The following is a 16,932-nucleotide window of genomic DNA, read 5'->3' as shown; positions in this document are numbered from 1 at the left end:
GGCCGTGATGCAAACCCTCATGTCGCTCCTTTTTACAGGGAGCAGCATGGGGGTATTTTGCGTGGTAGCCGTTAATTAGATAGTGATGTGAGAAAGCTCTTAATGAGGCGGGCGCTGGCTGGCATGCAGCATTTCCTGGGCATGAGCCAGTGTTTGGTCAGAGAGCGTGACCCCGCCTAGCATGCGCGCAAGCTCGCTGATGCGGCCTCGCTCGTCCAGCAAGGCCATATAGGTACGCGTAGTATCCCGCTTGGCACGCTTTTCAATATGCAGGTGCTGATGCGCCTGCGCGGCCACCTGGGGCAGGTGCGTTACGGTCATTACCTGGCCGTTCTCACCTAGCTTGCGCAGTAACTGGCCGACAATTTCCGCCGTGGCGCCTGAAATACCCACATCCACCTCGTCAAACACCAGGCTTGGAATCGTCGAGTGCGAGGCGGCCACCACCTGAATCGCCAGGCTGATACGCGAAAGCTCACCCCCAGAGGCGACTTTGGCGAGCGGGCGAGCAGGCTGGCCTGGGTTGGCGCTGATCAAAAACTGCACGCTATCCAACCCTTCAGGCGTAGGCGTTTCACGCGAAGCAACGGCCACTTCAAAGCGGGCCTTACCCATGGCCAAAAAGGCCAGCTGCTGCTGAACTTCTTTACCCAGCCGCAGGGCAGCTTTTTGACGGGTATCGCTGATTTTCTTGGCTTCGCTGCGGTAGCGCTCACGATACTCGGCGACCTGTCCACTCAGCGCTTCAAGGTCCTCATCGCTGGCTTCCAACTGAGCCACTTCACGTTGAAGGGTGCTATGCAGGGCGTAAATTTCTTCAGGCGCGACGTGATGCTTGCGCGCAATGCGGTGTATATCCGTCAAACGCTCTTCCACCCACATCAGGCGCTCTGGGTCGAGCTCGGTGCTGCTGGCAAAGCGCTGCAACTCGCTTGAGGCCTCTTCCACCTGAATGCGCGCATCGCTGAGCATGGCGAGCGTATTGGCAAGCGTGCCCTTATCGCTGCCCGGCAGGGCGCTTAAGTGTGCATAAGCTTGATTAAGAAGCGACAGCGCGCCGCCGTCATCGCTGGCGCAGCAGTCGGCAGCCAACTGGGTTTCACGCAGGGTCTCTTCGGCATGCGCAAGGGTCAGTTGCTCCTCTTCAAGCGTCTGTAGTTCGCCTTCGCCCAGGCCCAGCTGGTCCAGCTCTTCAACCTGGTAGCGCAGCAGTTGGCGCTTGGCTTCTACTTCACTGCCTTCTTCACTGAGCTTTTTAAGCCGTCGTCGCGCATTGCGCCATTCGTGGAAGGTTTCTGCCAGTTGCTGGCGAGCCTCCCGTAGCCCGGCATAGTCATCCAGCAGGGCCTGGTGCACCTCTTCACGCATTAACGCTTGATGGGCATGCTGGCCATGAATTTGAATGAGCTGCTCGCCAAGCGATTTTAAGTCCGAAATGGTCGCTGGCTGACCGTTAATCCACGCTTTTGAACGTCCACTGGCGGTCACTACACGGCGCAGTAGGCATTCGTCGGTGGGGAGCTCGCGGGCCGTTAGCCACTCGACGGCGGCGGGCAGGTGCTGAATGTCGAAACGCGCCGATAGGTCGGTGCGCTCGCAGCCGTGGCGCACGCTGCCAGCATCGGCGCGCTCACCAAGGCACAGGCCCAGTGCGCCTAGAAGAATGGATTTGCCTGCACCTGTTTCCCCCGTGATGGCCGTCATGCCGTGGGTCAGGTCAAGCTCAAGGCGGTCGACAATGGCGTAATCTTGAATCGCTAGCTGAGTAAGCATGATGCCTCCTGAGGCGGTGCGACACAGAAGCTGGATACTTATCCAATAAATGTTGTTTTATACAGTAGTCGATAACTGACTTCAATGCTCCTCTTGAGATGGCTTTTATGGCCCCCATATAGCCTCTATACGTGTTTAAGGCTGTTTTAAAACTGATTTATTGATTATTTTTTATGAGCAGTGTTGGGCAGAAAAAGCCCGAACCCTTTTGAGGAGCATGGCATGGCAAAAGAACCGCAAACTCCATTAGATGACGAACTCGCTCGCCAACAGCGTGAGGCCGATATGGACCAAGAGTCTGAAGAGCGCTTGATTGATGGGGAGCTGGAAGGCCTGATTAACGACGAGGCGCCGCTTGAAGGCAGCTTCGCCGACCCGGAGGCCGATGTACTCGCCGCTCAGGTAAATGAGCTGGAGCAAAACCTGGCAGAAGCCAAGGACCAAGCGTTGCGCGCCGCCGCTGAAGCGCAGAATGTTCGCCGCCGTGCCGAACAGGAAGCAGACAAGGCGCGCAAGTTTGCCTTGGAAAAATTTGTCAAAGAGCTGCTGCCGGTGGTGGATAGCCTGGAAAAAGCGCTTGAATCCATGCAGGACGACGCCTCTGAGGCGCATCGCGAGGGCGTTTCCATGACGCTCAACATGCAGCTAGGGGTGCTCAATAAATTTGGTGTTGAAAGCGTTGAGCCCCAGGGCGAGCCCTTTGACCCCCAGGTGCACGAAGCCATGGCGATGGTGCCGAACCCCGAACTTGAGCCCAACACCGTAATGGAAGTGATGCAGAAAGGTTACTTGCTCAATGGTCGTTTGGTTCGCCCGGCGATGGTCGTGGTCAGTCAGAAGGCAAATTAAGCCGATTTAGTGACGTAAAGCGTAAAAAAGCCCTTGAAAAGTCACTGGCGGCCCCCAGATAAAGGTCAACCCCGCGGGGAAATCCCGCACACGTTTTAAGTATTGAGACAACTGAATTCGAGGTTTTTGCTATGGGACGCATTATTGGTATTGACCTGGGTACTACCAACTCTTGTGTGGCAGTACTTGATGGCGACAGTGCTAAAGTTATCGAGAATGCTGAAGGTGGCCGTACCACGCCTTCGATCATCGCTTACACCGATGACGGCGAAACTCTGGTAGGCCAGGCCGCCAAGCGCCAAGCCGTTACCAACCCGGAAAACACGCTTTACGCCATCAAGCGTCTGATCGGCCGTCGCTTTAAAGACGACGTTGTTCAGAAAGACATCAAGATGGTGCCCTACAAAATCGCTGAAGCTGACAATGGCGATGCATGGGTAGAAGTGAAAGGTAAAAAAATGGCGCCGCCGCAAGTAAGTGCGGAAGTGCTGAAGAAAATGAAGAAAACCGCCGAAGATTACCTCGGCGAAGCGGTAACGGAAGCAGTTATCACCGTACCGGCTTACTTCAACGACAGCCAGCGTCAGGCCACTAAAGATGCAGGCCGCATCGCGGGTCTGGACGTTAAGCGTATTATCAACGAGCCGACCGCAGCCGCACTCGCCTACGGTATGGACAAGTCACGCGGTGATAAAACCATCGCCGTTTATGACTTGGGTGGCGGTACGTTCGATATCTCGATCATCGAAATTGCCGACGTTGAAGGCGAAACCCAGTTTGAAGTACTCGCCACCAATGGCGACACCTTCCTGGGCGGTGAAGATTTCGACTTGGCGCTGATCAACTACCTGGTCGACCAGTTCAAGTCTGACAGCGGTATTGATCTGTCGGGTGACAACCTGGCCATGCAGCGTCTGAAAGAAGCCGCTGAAAAAGCTAAAATTGAACTTTCAAGCGCCCAGCAGACCGACGTTAACCTGCCCTACATCACGGCTGACAACACTGGCCCGAAACACCTTAACGTTAAGGTGACTCGTGCCAAGCTGGAATCGCTGGTAGAAGAGCTGGTTCAGCGTTCACTTGAGCCCTGCAAAATGGCGCTGAAAGATGCGGGTCTGTCTGCGTCTGAAATCGACGAAGTGATCTTGGTCGGTGGCCAGACACGTATGCCGATGGTGCAGCAGAAAGCCGCTGATTTCTTCGGTAAAGAAGCGCGTAAAGACGTTAACCCTGACGAAGCGGTTGCCGTAGGTGCAGCGATTCAAGGTGGCGTTCTAGGCGGCGACGTGAAAGACGTACTGCTGCTGGACGTTACCCCGCTGACTCTGGGTATCGAAACGATGGGTGGCGTGATGACGCCGTTGATCGACAAGAACACCACCATCCCGACGAAGAAGACGCAAACCTTCTCCACAGCGGATGATAACCAGACGGCCGTGACCATTCACGTCGTTCAGGGTGAGCGTAAGCAAGTGACGCAGAACAAGTCGCTCGGTCGTTTCGACTTGTCTGATATTCCGCCTGCGCCGCGCGGTGTTCCGCAGATCGAAGTGGCGTTTGACCTGGATGCCAACGGTATTCTGAACGTTTCTGCCAAAGACAAAGCGACCGGTAAAGAGCAGTCGATTGTCATTAAAGCGTCCAGCGGTCTGACGGATGAAGAGATCGATCAAATGGTACGCGACGCTGAAGCCCACGCTGACGAAGATAAAAAATTCGAAGCGTTAGTACAGCTGCGTAACCAGGCTGACGGCATGATCCACGCAACGCGCAAAACCGTGCAAGAAGCGGGCGACAAAGCGACGGATGATGAGAAACAGGCCATCGAAACCGCGATCAGCGAGCTGGAAGAAGCCGTCAAGACTGACGACACGGACAACATCCAGAAGAAACTGGATGGACTGACCGAAGCGTCTGGTCAGCTGGCGCAGAAGATGTACGCCGAACAGGCGGAAGCTGCTCAGCAGGCGGATGAAGGTGCTGAGGATGCCAGCACCAAGCAGGAAGATGACGTGGTTGACGCCGAGTACGAAGAAGTCAACGACGACAAAAAACAGTCGTAACATCCTCTTTCTACCAAGGAAGAAGGTAACGCGGGAGGAGACTCCCGCGTTGCTGTTTCCGCGGTCAAGACGCCTAATCAAGAGCATAGTTAACCAGGAGGCGTAGGACCCATGTCCAAACGCGATTATTACGAAGTCCTGGGTGTCGATAAAGGGGCCGATCAGAAAGAGATCAAAAAGGCCTACCGCCGCCTGGCGCAAAAATTCCACCCTGATCGAAACCCGGACGATGATACTGCCTCGGAAAAATTCCGCGAAGTGTCAGAAGCTTACGAAGTGCTTAGCGATGGCGAAAAACGTGCGGCGTACGACCAGTTTGGTCATGCCGGTGTTGATGGCCAGGGCGGTGGCTTTGGTGGCGGCGGTTTCGGTGGTGGTGGCGCGGGTGACTTTAGCGACATCTTCGGCGATGTGTTTGGTGATATTTTCGGTGGCGCGGGCGGCGGCCGCCGTCGTGGTCCTAATGCGCCCGCACGTGGCTCCGACCTTCGCTACAACCTGGAGTTGGACCTTGAGAGTGCGGTAGCCGGTACCACTGTCGACATCCGTGTGCCACGCCACATTGAGTGTGACCGCTGTGATGGCGACGGCGCTGAGCCAGGCTCTTCCAAGGAAACCTGCCCCACGTGTCATGGCCACGGCCAAGTGCGTATGCAGCAGGGCTTTTTCGCGGTACAGCAAACCTGCCCGACCTGTCACGGTAGCGGCCAGCACATCAAAGTGCCGTGCCACAAATGTAATGGCGAAGGCCGTGTGCGTGAAACGCGTACGCTCTCTGTGAAGATTCCGCCGGGTGTTGATACCGGTGATCGCATTCGTCTGAACGGCGAAGGCGAAAGCGGCGTTAATGGTGGCCCAGCGGGCGACCTTTACGTTCAGGTTTCTATCAAAGCGCACCATATCTTCCAGCGCGATGGTAAAAACCTGCACTGCGACGTACCGATCAACTTTGTTGATGCAGCGCTGGGTGGCGAGCTTGAAGTGCCTACGCTGGATGGCCGTGTGAAGCTGAAGATTCCACCGGAGACGCAAACCGGCAAACTCTTCCGTCTACGCGGCAAAGGTGTCAAACCAGTGCGCGGTGGTGCGCCGGGCGACCTGCTCTGCAAAGTCGTTATCGAAACCCCGGTCAACCTGGGTGAAGAACAGCGCGATTTGCTGCGTAAATTCCAGGAAAGCCTGGAAGGCAGCAATAGCCACTCACCCAAGAAAACTGGCTTCTTCGACAGTGTGAAGAAGTTCTTTGAAGAGATGAAGTCCTGATTTTGGTGTGACTGCCCTAACGTAATTGTACAATGTTAGGTTCCGTAGACCCTCGGCCCAGGCCGGGGGTTTTTGACGTTTAAGGAACATAAAGCGTAATGGATAGCTTGCAGGACAAGCCCACGTTGGGCATTTGGCTCAGAATTCTTTCCGGTCTGCTGTTTACCGGCATGTTGGTGTGTATTAAAGCGGTGAGTGATGACGTGCCGGTGGGGCAGTCGGTGTTTTTCCGCTCGTTGTTTGCGCTGTTGCCGATTATGGCTTTTCTGATGATTCGCCGGGAGTTCCCGGGAGGGCTGGCGACGCGTCGTCCGTTGGGCCATGCGCTGCGTTCGGGGTTGGGGGCGGCGGCGATGTTTGCCTCGTTTGCGGCGGTCGCACTGCTGCCCGTTGCCGAGGCAACGCTGTTGGCTCAGCTAACGCCGGTGTTTATGGCGGTGGGCGGGGTGCTATTGCTGGGTGAGCGGTTCTCGTTTTATCGCGCTGGGGCCATTTTGTTGGCGCTTGCCGGTATGGCGGTGCTGGTACTGCCTGGCCTTAATGCCAGCTCTGAAAGTGGCCTGATGACCGGCTATGTGTTGGGCGCGCTAAGCGCACTTTTAACGGCAGGGGCGCTGCTTACCGTTAGGCGCATTTCACGTACTGAAACAGCAGCTTCTATCGCCTTTTACTTTATTTTGGTGTCTGCGCTTGCGGGGCTGGCCACGCTGCCGTTGGGGTGGGCGGCGCTGGATACAAAGGCCCTTTGGCTGTTGGTGCTCTCGGGGCTGTTTGGTGGTGCGGCGCATATTGCCATGACGCTGGCACTTCGCTATGCCGAGGCATCGCGGCTTGCACCGTTTGAGTACATTGCGCTGATTTGGCCAGTAGCCGCCGACTGGGTGCTGTTCGGTATTCCGGTATCAAGTAATTTTTTGCTGGCGCTTCCCTTGATGCTCAGTGGGGTGGCGCTCGCCGCCCTGGAAGGGCGGCGGTTTAGACAGCTTCTTCGACGATAAGCTGGGGGCGGCCTTTCGAGCACGGCTCGATACGTGCCGCGACCTTGTACACCTGGCGCAAAAGCTCAGGAGTAATGACCTCTTCGGTGGGGCCGCATGCGATCAGGCGGCCGTTTTCAAGCACCATGGAGGCATCGGTAAAGCGCAGCGCATGGCCTAAATCGTGGAGCGCCACCAGAATCAGCATCTGGCGCTCATCTGCCAAGCGGCGCAAAACCGTTAGCAGGTTGATCTGGCGGTTAAGGTCCAACGCCGACGTGGGTTCATCCAACATCAAAATCTCGGGCTCTTGTACCAGTGCCTGTGCCGCGCTGACCAACTGGCGTTGGCCGCCGCTTAAATCGCCGATGTCACGCTCGCCAAGTGGCGTGATATTAAGCTCTTCAAGGGCCCGGTCCACCTGGGCCAGATCCTCTGGCTGCACTTTCAGGCTGCGTCCTTGCATGCGTGCGAGCAGCACCGACTCATAAACCGTCAATACCGCTTTGGCGCCGGTGTCCTGGGGCATATAGGCCACCGGGCGCTCGGCGTTTGTATGGCGAATAGCGACGTCACCTTCGCCTTTCAGCAGGCCTAGAATACGCCTGAAAAGCGTCGATTTCCCGGCGGCGTTAGGGCCCAGCAGGGCAACGACTTGACCGCCTTGAAAGCAGGGTGTCGTGATATCTTCCAGAATTGAGCGGCGCCCGTAGCGGGCCGAAACGCGGGTTAGCTGTAGGGTTACCATGAAGCCTTCTTGTGGTTGAGCACCAGAAACAGGAAGAAGGGAATGCCCACCAGCGATGTGATAATACCGATGGGAATAATCGTGCCTGGAATAATAATCTTGGAGATCACCGAGCCCACCGAAAGAATCAGTGCACCGCAAAGTGCTGAACCCGGCAGGAAGAAGCGTTGGTCTTCACCCAGCAGGATGCGCGCAATATGCGGCCCCACTAGGCCGATAAAACCGATAGTGCCCACAAACGCCACGGCCACTGCGGCAAGCAGCGATACCAGCACCAGCACTTCCAAACGCAGCGCACGCGGGTTAACGCCCATGCTTTCGGCCTTGGCATCGCCCAGACGCATGGCGGTTAGCGCCCAGCCGTGACGGGCAAGCAGCGGCATAACGGCGGCAAGAATGCCCAGCGCAATCCAGAATTTGGGCCATGTCGCTTTGGTTAAGCTGCCCATGGTCCAGAACACCACTGCCGAGACGGCTTCCTGGCTTGCAAAAAACTGGATCAGCGCCATTAGTGAGTTGAAGATGAACACCATGGCGATGCCGAGCAGTACGATGGTTTCCACCGTCACGCCGCGTTTAAGGCTCAGCGCGTGGATGAGAAACGCGGTGAACATGGCCATGATAAAGGCGTTAAGCGGCACCACGAACTCAATGGCAGTGGGCACAATCGCCACGCCGAAGGCAAGCCCAAGGGCGGCGCCAAAGCTTGCCCCAGCGGAAATGCCCAGCGTAAAGGGGCTGGCCAGCGGGTTGCTTAGAATGGTTTGCATCTGCGCGCCGGCTACCGAAAGGCTGGCGCCCACCACCAGGGCCATCAGTGCCACCGGCATGCGGATTTCCCAGAGAATGACACGTGCCTGCTGGCTGACGCTTTGGGGCGTCAGCAGAGCGGCGACCACTTCGCCCAGGCTGTAGCGGGCTGGCCCCAGTGCCAAATCAACGCAGAGACTAAACAGCAGCGCCACCACCAGCGCCAGAAGAATCATCTGGCGGCGGAATACCTGAGTGCGGTAGAAGGCGCGCCCCTGTGAGTAGCTGTCGGCGGCGATAGTCTCAGTCGTCATGGAGCGATACCCAGTAACCCGGCTCGTAATCAATAGGCAAGAAGCGGTCGTGAAGCTCCTGCATGGTGGCTTCAGGGTCTAAATCTTCAAACAGTGATGGGTGCAGCCATTTGGCGAGCTGCTGAATGGCCACGAAGTAGTAGGGGCTGTTGTAAAACTGGTGCCAAATAGCGTGGAAGTTACCATCTTCCACCGCCTGGATGCCGGTCATGGCGGTACGCGAGGTCAGCGCTTCAAGCTTGGCGTGAGCGGCTTGCATATCAGAGCCGGGCCCTACGCCTACCCAGGCACCGCCGGGTACGTAGGCGTCCCAATTACCGCCGGTCACAACAACGTGATCAGGGTTTGCAGCAATGATCTGCTCAGGATTCAGCGTGCCGAAACTGCCGGGAATGATGCTGTCGGCAATATTGATGCCGCCTGCCAGTGTCACGTACTCGCCGAAGTTGCCGGGCCCAAAGCTCATGCAGCACTCATCCGAGTAGCCACCCGCGCGGTCGATAAAGACGCTGGGGCGCTCGGGGTTCGCTTCGTTAATGACATCGGTCACCCGCGCCAGCTGCGCCTCAGCGAAGTCAATAAACTCCTCAGCTGCCGCTTCGTCGTTCATGACCTGGCCCATGATGCGCATGGAGGGGATGGTGTGCTCGATGGGGTCTTCACGAAAATCGACGTAGATGATCGGAATGCCCAATTGAGCAAGTTTGTCATCATAGGCGGCATCTTCGGTGGCGGCTTTGGCCTCAAGGTTCATAAAGACCACGTCAGGGTTAAGCGAGGCGGCCTGCTCAACGTCGAAGGTGCCGTCTTTAAAGCCGCCAAACGTTGGCAGAGCTTCAATTTCAGGAAAGCGTTCCGCGTAGCGGGCGTAGTTATCAGGGTCTGCTTGGAAAAAATCTTCGCGCCAGCCGACGATATGCGCAAACGGGGCTTCAGGCTCCAGTAGGCCGAGCAAGTAGATCTGACGACCCTCACCCAGGATAACACGCTCAGCGGGCGCCTCCAGTGTGACTTCACGGCCGGTAACATCGGTAACGGTAACAGGGTCTGCCGCTGCCGCAGTGCAGCTCACAACCGCTGCCGTACTTATCAGCGTTTTTAAAAGAGAGGACGTCATAAGCGTATTGATCACTTGTGGGTGGGTCGGTTGTCAGTGCGCCAGGCTGGAGCTGGTGTCAGCGCATAGCATCGAATATGAAGTTTTTGGGTATAATTCGCATTCTCATAGTGATGCATTATCATGGAATCCGATGTAGCTGTCGAGATGACATCTGTTACGGTGAGAACATTTTTCAGAGATGCTGAACACGCTGTTGCGCTATCAAGGCATTTAACTGTTTGGCGGCTATCCCTGTTAACCATAAGCTAGGGGTAACACCCTTTATCCAGTGGAGAATACTATGCCTTTATCACGTGCTGAAATTGCGACTGCATCAGGCGAGCGCATCATTAACCGGCTTTGCAAGCACTGGGCGCATAAGTTGGAGGTTGAGCACAGCCAGCAGGAGGGCAGGATTGTATTTCCTGACAAAGGCACCTGCTTGTTGCACGCAGAAGCTGACAAGTTGCTGGTGTCTATCGAAGCTCTGGAAGAGGAGCATCTGGATCAGTTGGAAGGCGTGGTGGAAGATCACCTTGTGCGCATGGCGAAAGACGAGGAACTGATTGTCGTTTGGCAAAACTGACGCTTTTAGTTTTAGACGCTGGCGTTTTGAAAACCAGCGGCAAGGAAAGTCAGGCCGCCTGAACCACAAGCACAGCACTGCTTGAAGCGTCTGTTATAATGGCGGCCTGGTTACTATTCAGTTTGATTCGACGTAATTGATCGCAAAATGCAGGAGTTCGCATGACCCGAGTTGCCATTGTAGGCGTGGCTGGCCGAATGGGCCGTACGCTGGTAAGCGCTATTGAGCAGGATGCTGGCGCGACGCTCGCCGGTGGAATTGTCGAGCCAGGCAGCTCGTTGGCAGGTGCGGATATTGGTGAGTTAGCGGGCGTGGGCAAGCGCGGTGTTAGCGCAGTCGACTCCCTTGATGCAATCGTTAACGACTTCGATGTGCTGATCGACTTTACCGCGCCTCAGGTAACGCTGGCGAATCTGGCATTTTGTGCCAAGCACGATAAGTGCATGGTGATTGGCACCACGGGCATGAGCGATGATGAGCTCGCCCAGCTGGATAGCTACCGCGATAAAGTGGCGATGGTGTTCGCGCCTAATATGAGCGTTGGGGTTAATCTCACGCTCAAGCTTCTGGAAACCGCTGCTAAAGCGCTGGGCGATGAAGGTTACGATATCGAGATTATCGAGTCGCATCACCGCCACAAGGTGGATGCGCCCTCCGGCACTGCGATTAAAATGGGCGAAGTGGTGGCCGATAGCCTCGGTCGTACCTTAAAAGAGCACGGCGTGTTTGAGCGAGTAGGTCAGTGTGGTCCGCGTACCGATAAAGAGATTGGCTTTGCCACTGTACGTGCGGGCGATATCGTCGGCGAGCACACGGTGATGTTCGCCACCGAAGGCGAGCGCATCGAAATTACCCACAAGGCTTCCAGCCGCATGACGTTTGCCAAAGGCGCTGTACGTGCGGCGCGCTGGGTCGCAGGCCAAAAGCATGGCCGTTACGACATGCAGGATGTGTTAGGGCTTTAGTGAGAAGCATCGCATCGGTCTTGGCCCGCTTTAGAAGCGCACCACGCGTTGCGGGTTTTTATGGGTAGTCAAAGGCCAGAATATGCTGTAACATTCCATAAATTTTGGCCGGGTGGCCCATGAAAAACAGACGGCGCGCTTGTTGCGTTGGTCAGCCCACTGCCTGCTCAGGTTCGTTAGTGCGAATTTAGTGACAGCGAAATTAGCTACAGCGTCTGTATTGCCTTTGGCATATAGGCCTGATCACAGACCTGAGATGCCCAGAACAACAAGCGGGATGAAACCGATTTTTTCTTTATCGGCTTCGTCCCGCTTTTTTACGACCCGAGTTTTAAGCATTTGATACTGAAGTTTTGGTAGCTGGGTTTCAACACCGGGTTTAAAAAACCAGACTTCAAACATTAATCTCGATTCTGGTGAGGGCATCCTGCGGATGCTTTCAACCAGCATCGCTGAGCCTGCGCCCACAGGCTCCCACCAGCATGGGAGGACCTTGACTTGAATAACCCCGCATTGAGCAAACCTGCGATTTTGGCCCTGGAAGACGGCAGCGTGTTTCATGGAATCGCCATTGGCGCGGACGGATTAACAAGCGGTGAGGTAGTGTTCAATACAGCCATGACCGGCTATCAAGAAATCCTGACTGACCCCTCCTATACCCGCCAAATCGTAACGCTCACTTATCCCCATATCGGCAATACCGGCATTAACGCTGAAGACATTGAGTCAGCTTCTATTGCCGCCGCCGGTTTGGTTATCCGCGACTTGCCCCTGATGGCCAGCAGTTTCCGCTCTGAGCAAACGCTGTCTGACTACCTGGCAAGCCAAAACGTTGTGGGTATCGCTGATATTGATACCCGCCGCCTGACGCGTATTTTGCGCGATAAAGGTGCCCAGAACGGTGCGATTTTGGCAGGCGAAGACGCACAAGGTGATGACGCCGTTGAGCGCGCGTTGGCGGCCGCCAACGCCTTTCCTGGTTTGAAAGGTATGGACCTGGCCAAAGAAGTCTCCTGCAAAGAGGCTTATGAGTGGACAGAAGGTGAGTGGACGCTGGGCGAAGGCTATGCGGATGCAACGAAAGGCGAGCGCCCTTACCATGTTGTGGCGTTTGATTACGGCGTGAAATTCAACATTCTGCGCATGCTGGCTGCCCGCGGCTGCCGCCTGACGGTGGTGCCCGCGCAAACGCCCGCCGCTGACGTGCTGGCGCTGAATCCGGACGGTGTTTTCCTGGCCAACGGCCCAGGTGACCCCGAGCCCTGCGATTACGCCATCAAAGCCATTCAGGATGTACTCGAAACGGACACGCCGGTATTCGGTATTTGCCTGGGCCACCAGTTGCTCGCGCTCGCCTCGGGTGCCAAAACCGTCAAAATGAACCATGGCCACCACGGTGCTAACCACCCGGTTCAGGATTTGGACACGGGCGCTGTGATGATCACCAGCCAGAACCATGGTTTTGCCGCCGATGAAACGAGTCTTCCGGCCAATTTGCGCGCTACCCATCGTTCGCTGTTCGACGGCACGCTGCAGGGTATTGAGCGCACCGACCGACCCGCATTTAGTTTTCAGGGTCACCCGGAAGCCAGCCCCGGCCCGCGTGATGTAGCGCCGCTGTTTGATCGCTTCATCACGATGATGCAGGCACGCCGCTAACGCAGGCTCTGCTTCATCACTGTATGCCGCTTTTGTCGCTCTTCGTCACCATTTTTTGCGGGAACCGTTATGCCTAAGCGTACCGACTTAAACAGTATTTTGATCATTGGCGCTGGCCCGATTGTTATCGGCCAGGCCTGCGAATTCGACTACTCCGGCGCCCAGGCGTGTAAGGCGCTGCGCGAGGAGGGGTTCCGGGTTATTTTGGTGAACTCCAACCCGGCCACCATCATGACCGACCCGGCCATGGCGGATGCTACCTACATTGAGCCGATTACCTGGCAGGCCGTTGAGAAGATCATCGAGGCTGAAAAGCCCGATGCTATTCTGCCCACCATGGGCGGTCAGACCGCGCTTAACTGTGCGCTGGATCTGGAAAAACATGGCGTGTTGGAAAAGCACGGCGTGGAGATGATCGGTGCCAACGCCGACGCCATCAACATGGCCGAAGACCGCGACCTGTTTGACCAGGCCATGAAGCGTATTGGCCTTGAGTGCCCGAAAGCGAAAGTCGCGCACACCATGGACGAAGCGTGGGAAATTCAAGCCGAGCTTGGCTTTCCGACCATTATTCGGCCCTCCTACACCATGGGCGGCTCCGGTGGCGGCGTGGCGTACAACAAGGAAGAGTTTGAAGAGATTTGTACGCGTGGTTTCGAGCTTTCCAACAACCACGAGCTGCTGATTGATGAGTCGCTGCTGGGTTGGAAAGAGTATGAAATGGAGGTCGTGCGCGACAAAAAAGATAACTGCATTATTGTCTGCGCGATTGAAAACTTTGACCCGATGGGTGTGCATACCGGCGACTCGATTACTGTCGCACCGGCGCAAACGCTGACGGACAAAGAGTACCAGATCATGCGCGACGCAAGCCTTGCGGTGCTGCGCGAGATTGGCGTAGAAACCGGTGGCTCCAACGTGCAGTTCGGAATGGACCCGAAAACCGGCCGCCTGGTCGTGATCGAGATGAACCCGCGGGTGTCACGCTCTTCCGCACTGGCGTCCAAGGCAACCGGCTTCCCGATTGCCAAAATTGCCGCCAAGCTGGCGATTGGCTACACCCTGGATGAGCTGCAAAACGATATTACCGGTGGACGCACGCCAGCGTCGTTCGAGCCGTCTATCGACTACGTGGTCACCAAGATCCCGCGCTTCACATTTGAGAAGTTTCCGCAGGCCAATGATCGCCTGACGACTCAGATGAAGTCGGTGGGCGAGGTCATGGCCATTGGCCGTACCTTCCAGGAGTCGCTGCAAAAAGCACTGCGCGGTACGGAAACCGGTAACGACGGTCTCGACCCGATTATTACCGATTTCAACCCGGAAAATATGGCCCTGATCAAGGGGGAGCTTCAGGCGGCAGGCGCTGAGCGTATCTTCTATGTGGCCGATGCCATGCGTTCAGGTATGAGCGTGGATGACGTCTTCGCACTGACCAATATCGACCCCTGGTTCCTGGTCCAGATGGAAGACCTGGTACTGACCGAAGCCGCTGTTGCCAAACGCTCGCTAAGCGATTTCTCTGCGCGCGAACTCTATCAGCTCAAGCGCAAAGGCTTTGGTGATGCGCGCCTGGCCACGCTGCTGAACGTGAGCGAAAAAGAGTTCCGCCAAACGCGTCAGGCCGCTGGTGTTCGGCCGGTCTACAAGCGCGTGGATACCTGCGCTGCCGAGTTCGCTTCTGATACCGCCTACATGTACTCCACCTATGAAGAGGAGTGTGAAGCGGACGTATCTGATCGCCAGAAGATCATGGTGCTGGGTGGCGGGCCGAACCGTATTGGTCAAGGCATCGAGTTTGACTACTGCTGTGTGCACGCCGCCTTCGCCATGCGCGATGACGGCTATGAAACCATCATGGTCAACTGCAACCCGGAAACCGTGTCGACGGATTATGACACCTCTGATCGCCTCTACTTCGAGCCGGTAACGCTGGAAGACGTGCTTGAAATTGCTGACAAAGAGAAGCCGGTTGGCGTGATTGTTCAGTTCGGTGGTCAAACGCCGCTGAAACTGGCTCGTGAGCTGGAAGCGGCTGGTGTGCCAATTATCGGCACCACACCGGATGCGATTGACCGTGCTGAAGACCGCGAGCGCTTCCAGGTGATGATTGACAAGCTTGGCCTGAAACAGCCGCCTAACGCTACCGCACGCAGCTTTGAAGAAGCCTTCGCCAAGGCGGAAACCATTGGTTACCCACTGGTCGTGCGCCCCAGCTACGTGTTGGGCGGTCGGGCCATGGAGATCGTCTACGACGCCTCCGAGCTTGAGAACTACATGACCAATGCGGTCAAGGTTTCCAACGACTCACCGGTGCTGCTGGACCACTTCCTGAGTGCTGCCATTGAGATCGACATTGATGCGGTATCAGACGGCCAGCAGGTAGTCATTGGCGGCATTATGCAGCACGTCGAGCAAGCGGGCGTTCACTCCGGTGACTCCGCCTGCGCGCTGCCGCCTTACTCGCTGCCCGCCGATGTGCAGGATGAAATGCGCGAGCAGGTCAAGCAGATGGCCGTGGAGCTGGGCGTAAAGGGCTTAATGAACGTGCAGTTGGCCTGGCAGGATGGCGAGATCTACGTGATTGAAGTTAACCCGCGTGCGTCGCGTACCGTGCCGTTTGTGTCCAAGTGTATTGGTACCTCGCTGGCCCAGATTGCGGCACGCTGCATGGCGGGCACGACACTTGCCGAGCAGGGTTTTGAGCGCGAAATCATTCCGCACTTCTATAGCGTGAAAGAGGCGGTTTTCCCGTTCAATAAGTTCCAGGGCGTTGACCCGATTCTGTCGCCGGAAATGAAGTCCACCGGTGAAGTAATGGGTTCAGGCGAGACCTTTGCAGAAGCATTCTTTAAGGCGCAGTTGGGTGCTGGCGAAGCAATCCCGGCGCTTGAGGGGGATCGCAAGGCGTTCCTTTCCGTGCGTGAGCCGGACAAGGCGGGGATTATCGAAGTCGCTCGTTCTCTGCTAACATTAGGCTTCACACTATGCGCGACACGCGGCACAGCCGAAGCACTGGAAGCCGCTGGGCTTGCGGTCGAGCACGTCAATAAAGTCTATGAAGGTCGTCCCCATATCGTCGATCTGCTTAAGAACGACGAAATCGCCTACATCGTGAACACTACCGAAGGTCGTCAGGCTATAAATGACTCTTCGGTCATTCGCCGTACTGCTCTTGCGCGCAAGGTGCCCTATGCAACCACCTTGGCGGGCGCTAATGCCGTTTGTATGGCACTTGAGTACGGTAGGGAGATTACGGTGCGTCGCCTTCAGGATCTGCATGCAGGAGCAAGTCAATGAACAAGGTCCCGATGACGGTTGCGGGTGAAAAAAGCCTTCGCGAAGAACTCAATCATTTGAAGGGCGAAGCACGCCCGCGAGTGATTGCGTCGATTGCCGAAGCGCGTGAGCACGGCGACCTTAAGGAGAACGCCGAATACCACGCTGCCCGTGAACAACAGGGGTTTATCGAAGGTCGTATTCAGGAAATCGAGAGCAAGCTTTCGGTAGCGCAGGTGATTGATGTCACCAAGCTGCCGAATACAGGGAAAGTGATCTTTGGTGTCACGGTCGCTCTGCTCAACCTGGATACGGATGCCAGCGTGACCTACCGCATTGTGGGTGAAGATGAGGCAGATATTAAGTCTGGCCGCATTTCTGTCACGTCCCCGATTGCACGTGCGTTGATCGGTAAAGAGGAGGGCGACGTTGCCGTGGTGAAAACACCCGGTGGTGACGTTGAGTATGAGATCGAAAGCGTTGAATATGTCTAAGCGCTAGGTCTATAGAGTTAGTGGGTGCCCAGCTTAATGGGCGCCCATAAAAAAGCCCGCTTATCAGGTTGATATCAACCGAGTCGCGGGCTTTTTATCGCTCTTTGTAACAG

General features: G+C 56.2%; 14 protein-coding genes. 9 read left to right on the top strand and 5 right to left on the bottom strand.

The genetic code is table 11. The annotated features are described in order from the left end of the window. Nucleotides 1-99: 99 nt before the first annotated feature. The gene (recN, locus tag ACT3TC_RS13185) at nt 100-1,773 is read right to left on the bottom strand and encodes a DNA repair protein RecN (protein WP_444640327.1); all 1,674 of its coding nucleotides are present in this window, start codon (nt 1,771-1,773) and stop codon (nt 100-102) included. A gap of 222 nt (nt 1,774-1,995) precedes the next feature. Here recN and grpE point away from each other — a divergent pair, with 222 nt between their 5' ends. From grpE to ACT3TC_RS13165, 4 genes are all read left to right on the top strand, one after another. Then, nucleotides 1,996-2,622 carry a nucleotide exchange factor GrpE gene (gene grpE, locus ACT3TC_RS13180; RefSeq protein ID WP_193053241.1) on the top strand — a complete coding sequence of 209 codons (627 nt, stop codon included), beginning with the start codon at nt 1,996-1,998 and terminating at the stop codon, nt 2,620-2,622. A gap of 131 nt (nt 2,623-2,753) precedes the next feature. Next, a complete protein-coding gene (gene dnaK / locus ACT3TC_RS13175; RefSeq protein WP_444640326.1) occupies nt 2,754-4,685 on the top strand; it encodes a molecular chaperone DnaK in 1,932 nt (643 codons plus the stop codon). 111 nt (nt 4,686-4,796) lie between these two features. Continuing rightward, nucleotides 4,797-5,948, top strand: a complete 1,152-nt coding sequence (dnaJ, locus tag ACT3TC_RS13170) for a molecular chaperone DnaJ (RefSeq protein WP_172117607.1) — start codon at nt 4,797-4,799, stop codon at nt 5,946-5,948. Nucleotides 5,949-6,046: 98 nt separating this feature from the next. Next, nucleotides 6,047-6,946 carry a DMT family transporter gene (locus ACT3TC_RS13165; protein WP_444640325.1) on the top strand — a complete coding sequence of 300 codons (900 nt, stop codon included), beginning with the start codon at nt 6,047-6,049 and terminating at the stop codon, nt 6,944-6,946. On the opposite strand, the gene ACT3TC_RS13160 is transcribed toward ACT3TC_RS13165, so the two are convergent. Genes ACT3TC_RS13160 through ACT3TC_RS13150 form a run of 3 tightly spaced genes read right to left on the bottom strand, consistent with a single transcriptional unit; the run spans nt 6,924 to nt 9,854 of the window. Further along, nucleotides 6,924-7,673 (bottom strand): ABC transporter ATP-binding protein, encoded by a 750-nt coding sequence (locus tag ACT3TC_RS13160; RefSeq protein ID WP_444640324.1) that lies wholly within the window; start codon nt 7,671-7,673, stop codon nt 6,924-6,926. The two genes, ACT3TC_RS13165 and ACT3TC_RS13160, sit on opposite strands and share 23 nt — an antisense overlap. Beyond that, entirely contained in the window at nt 7,667-8,737 is a 1,071-nt protein-coding gene (locus ACT3TC_RS13155; protein ID WP_172117604.1) for a FecCD family ABC transporter permease, read from the bottom strand. The genes ACT3TC_RS13160 and ACT3TC_RS13155 overlap by 7 nt, the downstream gene beginning before the upstream one ends. Further along, nucleotides 8,727-9,854 (bottom strand): ABC transporter substrate-binding protein, encoded by a 1,128-nt coding sequence (locus tag ACT3TC_RS13150; protein WP_444640323.1) that lies wholly within the window; start codon nt 9,852-9,854, stop codon nt 8,727-8,729. The genes ACT3TC_RS13155 and ACT3TC_RS13150 overlap by 11 nt, the downstream gene beginning before the upstream one ends. A gap of 283 nt (nt 9,855-10,137) precedes the next feature. Between ACT3TC_RS13150 and ACT3TC_RS13145 the strand changes: the two genes are divergently transcribed. Both ACT3TC_RS13145 and dapB read left to right on the top strand, forming a co-directional pair. Next, nucleotides 10,138-10,422 carry a DUF2218 domain-containing protein gene (locus tag ACT3TC_RS13145; protein WP_193056522.1) on the top strand — a complete coding sequence of 95 codons (285 nt, stop codon included), beginning with the start codon at nt 10,138-10,140 and terminating at the stop codon, nt 10,420-10,422. A gap of 161 nt (nt 10,423-10,583) precedes the next feature. Then, a complete protein-coding gene (gene dapB, locus ACT3TC_RS13140) occupies nt 10,584-11,387 on the top strand; it encodes a 4-hydroxy-tetrahydrodipicolinate reductase (protein ID WP_172117603.1) in 804 nt (267 codons plus the stop codon). A gap of 243 nt (nt 11,388-11,630) precedes the next feature. On the opposite strand, the gene ACT3TC_RS13135 is transcribed toward dapB, so the two are convergent. After that, complete coding sequence (locus ACT3TC_RS13135) at nt 11,631-11,855, bottom strand: hypothetical protein (protein WP_444628504.1); 225 nt, start codon at nt 11,853-11,855, stop codon at nt 11,631-11,633. Nucleotides 11,856-11,900: 45 nt separating this feature from the next. Here ACT3TC_RS13135 and carA point away from each other — a divergent pair, with 45 nt between their 5' ends. The 3 genes from carA (at nt 11,901) to greA (ending at nt 16,819) form a co-directional block, all read left to right on the top strand. After that, a complete protein-coding gene (gene carA / locus ACT3TC_RS13130) occupies nt 11,901-13,046 on the top strand; it encodes a glutamine-hydrolyzing carbamoyl-phosphate synthase small subunit (RefSeq protein WP_444640344.1) in 1,146 nt (381 codons plus the stop codon). A 69-nt stretch (nt 13,047-13,115) separates the two neighbouring features. Next, the gene (gene carB, locus ACT3TC_RS13125; RefSeq protein ID WP_444640322.1) at nt 13,116-16,346 is read left to right on the top strand and encodes a carbamoyl-phosphate synthase large subunit; all 3,231 of its coding nucleotides are present in this window, start codon (nt 13,116-13,118) and stop codon (nt 16,344-16,346) included. Next, entirely contained in the window at nt 16,343-16,819 is a 477-nt protein-coding gene (gene greA / locus ACT3TC_RS13120) for a transcription elongation factor GreA (protein WP_444640321.1), read from the top strand. Before carB ends, greA begins: the two co-directional genes overlap by 4 nt. Nucleotides 16,820-16,932: the final 113 nt, after the last annotated feature.

This window comes from Halomonas sp. AOP27-A1-41, from assembly GCF_052378605.1.
Lineage (GTDB): Bacteria > Pseudomonadota > Gammaproteobacteria > Pseudomonadales > Halomonadaceae > Vreelandella > Vreelandella citrativorans.
The sequence above is the reverse complement of the archived record's forward strand: the minus strand, read 5'-3'. Positions and strand labels throughout refer to the sequence as shown.

Coding starts and splice junctions, on each gene's coding strand:
- ACT3TC_RS13165 (WP_444640325.1), top strand. CDS start 6,047: ATGGATAGCTTGCAGGACAAGCCCACGTTGGGCATTTGGCTCAGAATT.
- ACT3TC_RS13160 (WP_444640324.1), bottom strand. CDS start 7,673: ATGGTAACCCTACAGCTAACCCGCGTTTCGGCCCGCTACGGGCGCCGC.
- carB (WP_444640322.1), top strand. CDS start 13,116: ATGCCTAAGCGTACCGACTTAAACAGTATTTTGATCATTGGCGCTGGC.
- ACT3TC_RS13155 (WP_172117604.1), bottom strand. CDS start 8,737: ATGACGACTGAGACTATCGCCGCCGACAGCTACTCACAGGGGCGCGCC.
- grpE (WP_193053241.1), top strand. CDS start 1,996: ATGGCAAAAGAACCGCAAACTCCATTAGATGACGAACTCGCTCGCCAA.
- ACT3TC_RS13145 (WP_193056522.1), top strand. CDS start 10,138: ATGCCTTTATCACGTGCTGAAATTGCGACTGCATCAGGCGAGCGCATC.
- dnaK (WP_444640326.1), top strand. CDS start 2,754: ATGGGACGCATTATTGGTATTGACCTGGGTACTACCAACTCTTGTGTG.
- dnaJ (WP_172117607.1), top strand. CDS start 4,797: ATGTCCAAACGCGATTATTACGAAGTCCTGGGTGTCGATAAAGGGGCC.
- greA (WP_444640321.1), top strand. CDS start 16,343: ATGAACAAGGTCCCGATGACGGTTGCGGGTGAAAAAAGCCTTCGCGAA.
- recN (WP_444640327.1), bottom strand. CDS start 1,773: ATGCTTACTCAGCTAGCGATTCAAGATTACGCCATTGTCGACCGCCTT.
- ACT3TC_RS13150 (WP_444640323.1), bottom strand. CDS start 9,854: ATGACGTCCTCTCTTTTAAAAACGCTGATAAGTACGGCAGCGGTTGTG.
- dapB (WP_172117603.1), top strand. CDS start 10,584: ATGACCCGAGTTGCCATTGTAGGCGTGGCTGGCCGAATGGGCCGTACG.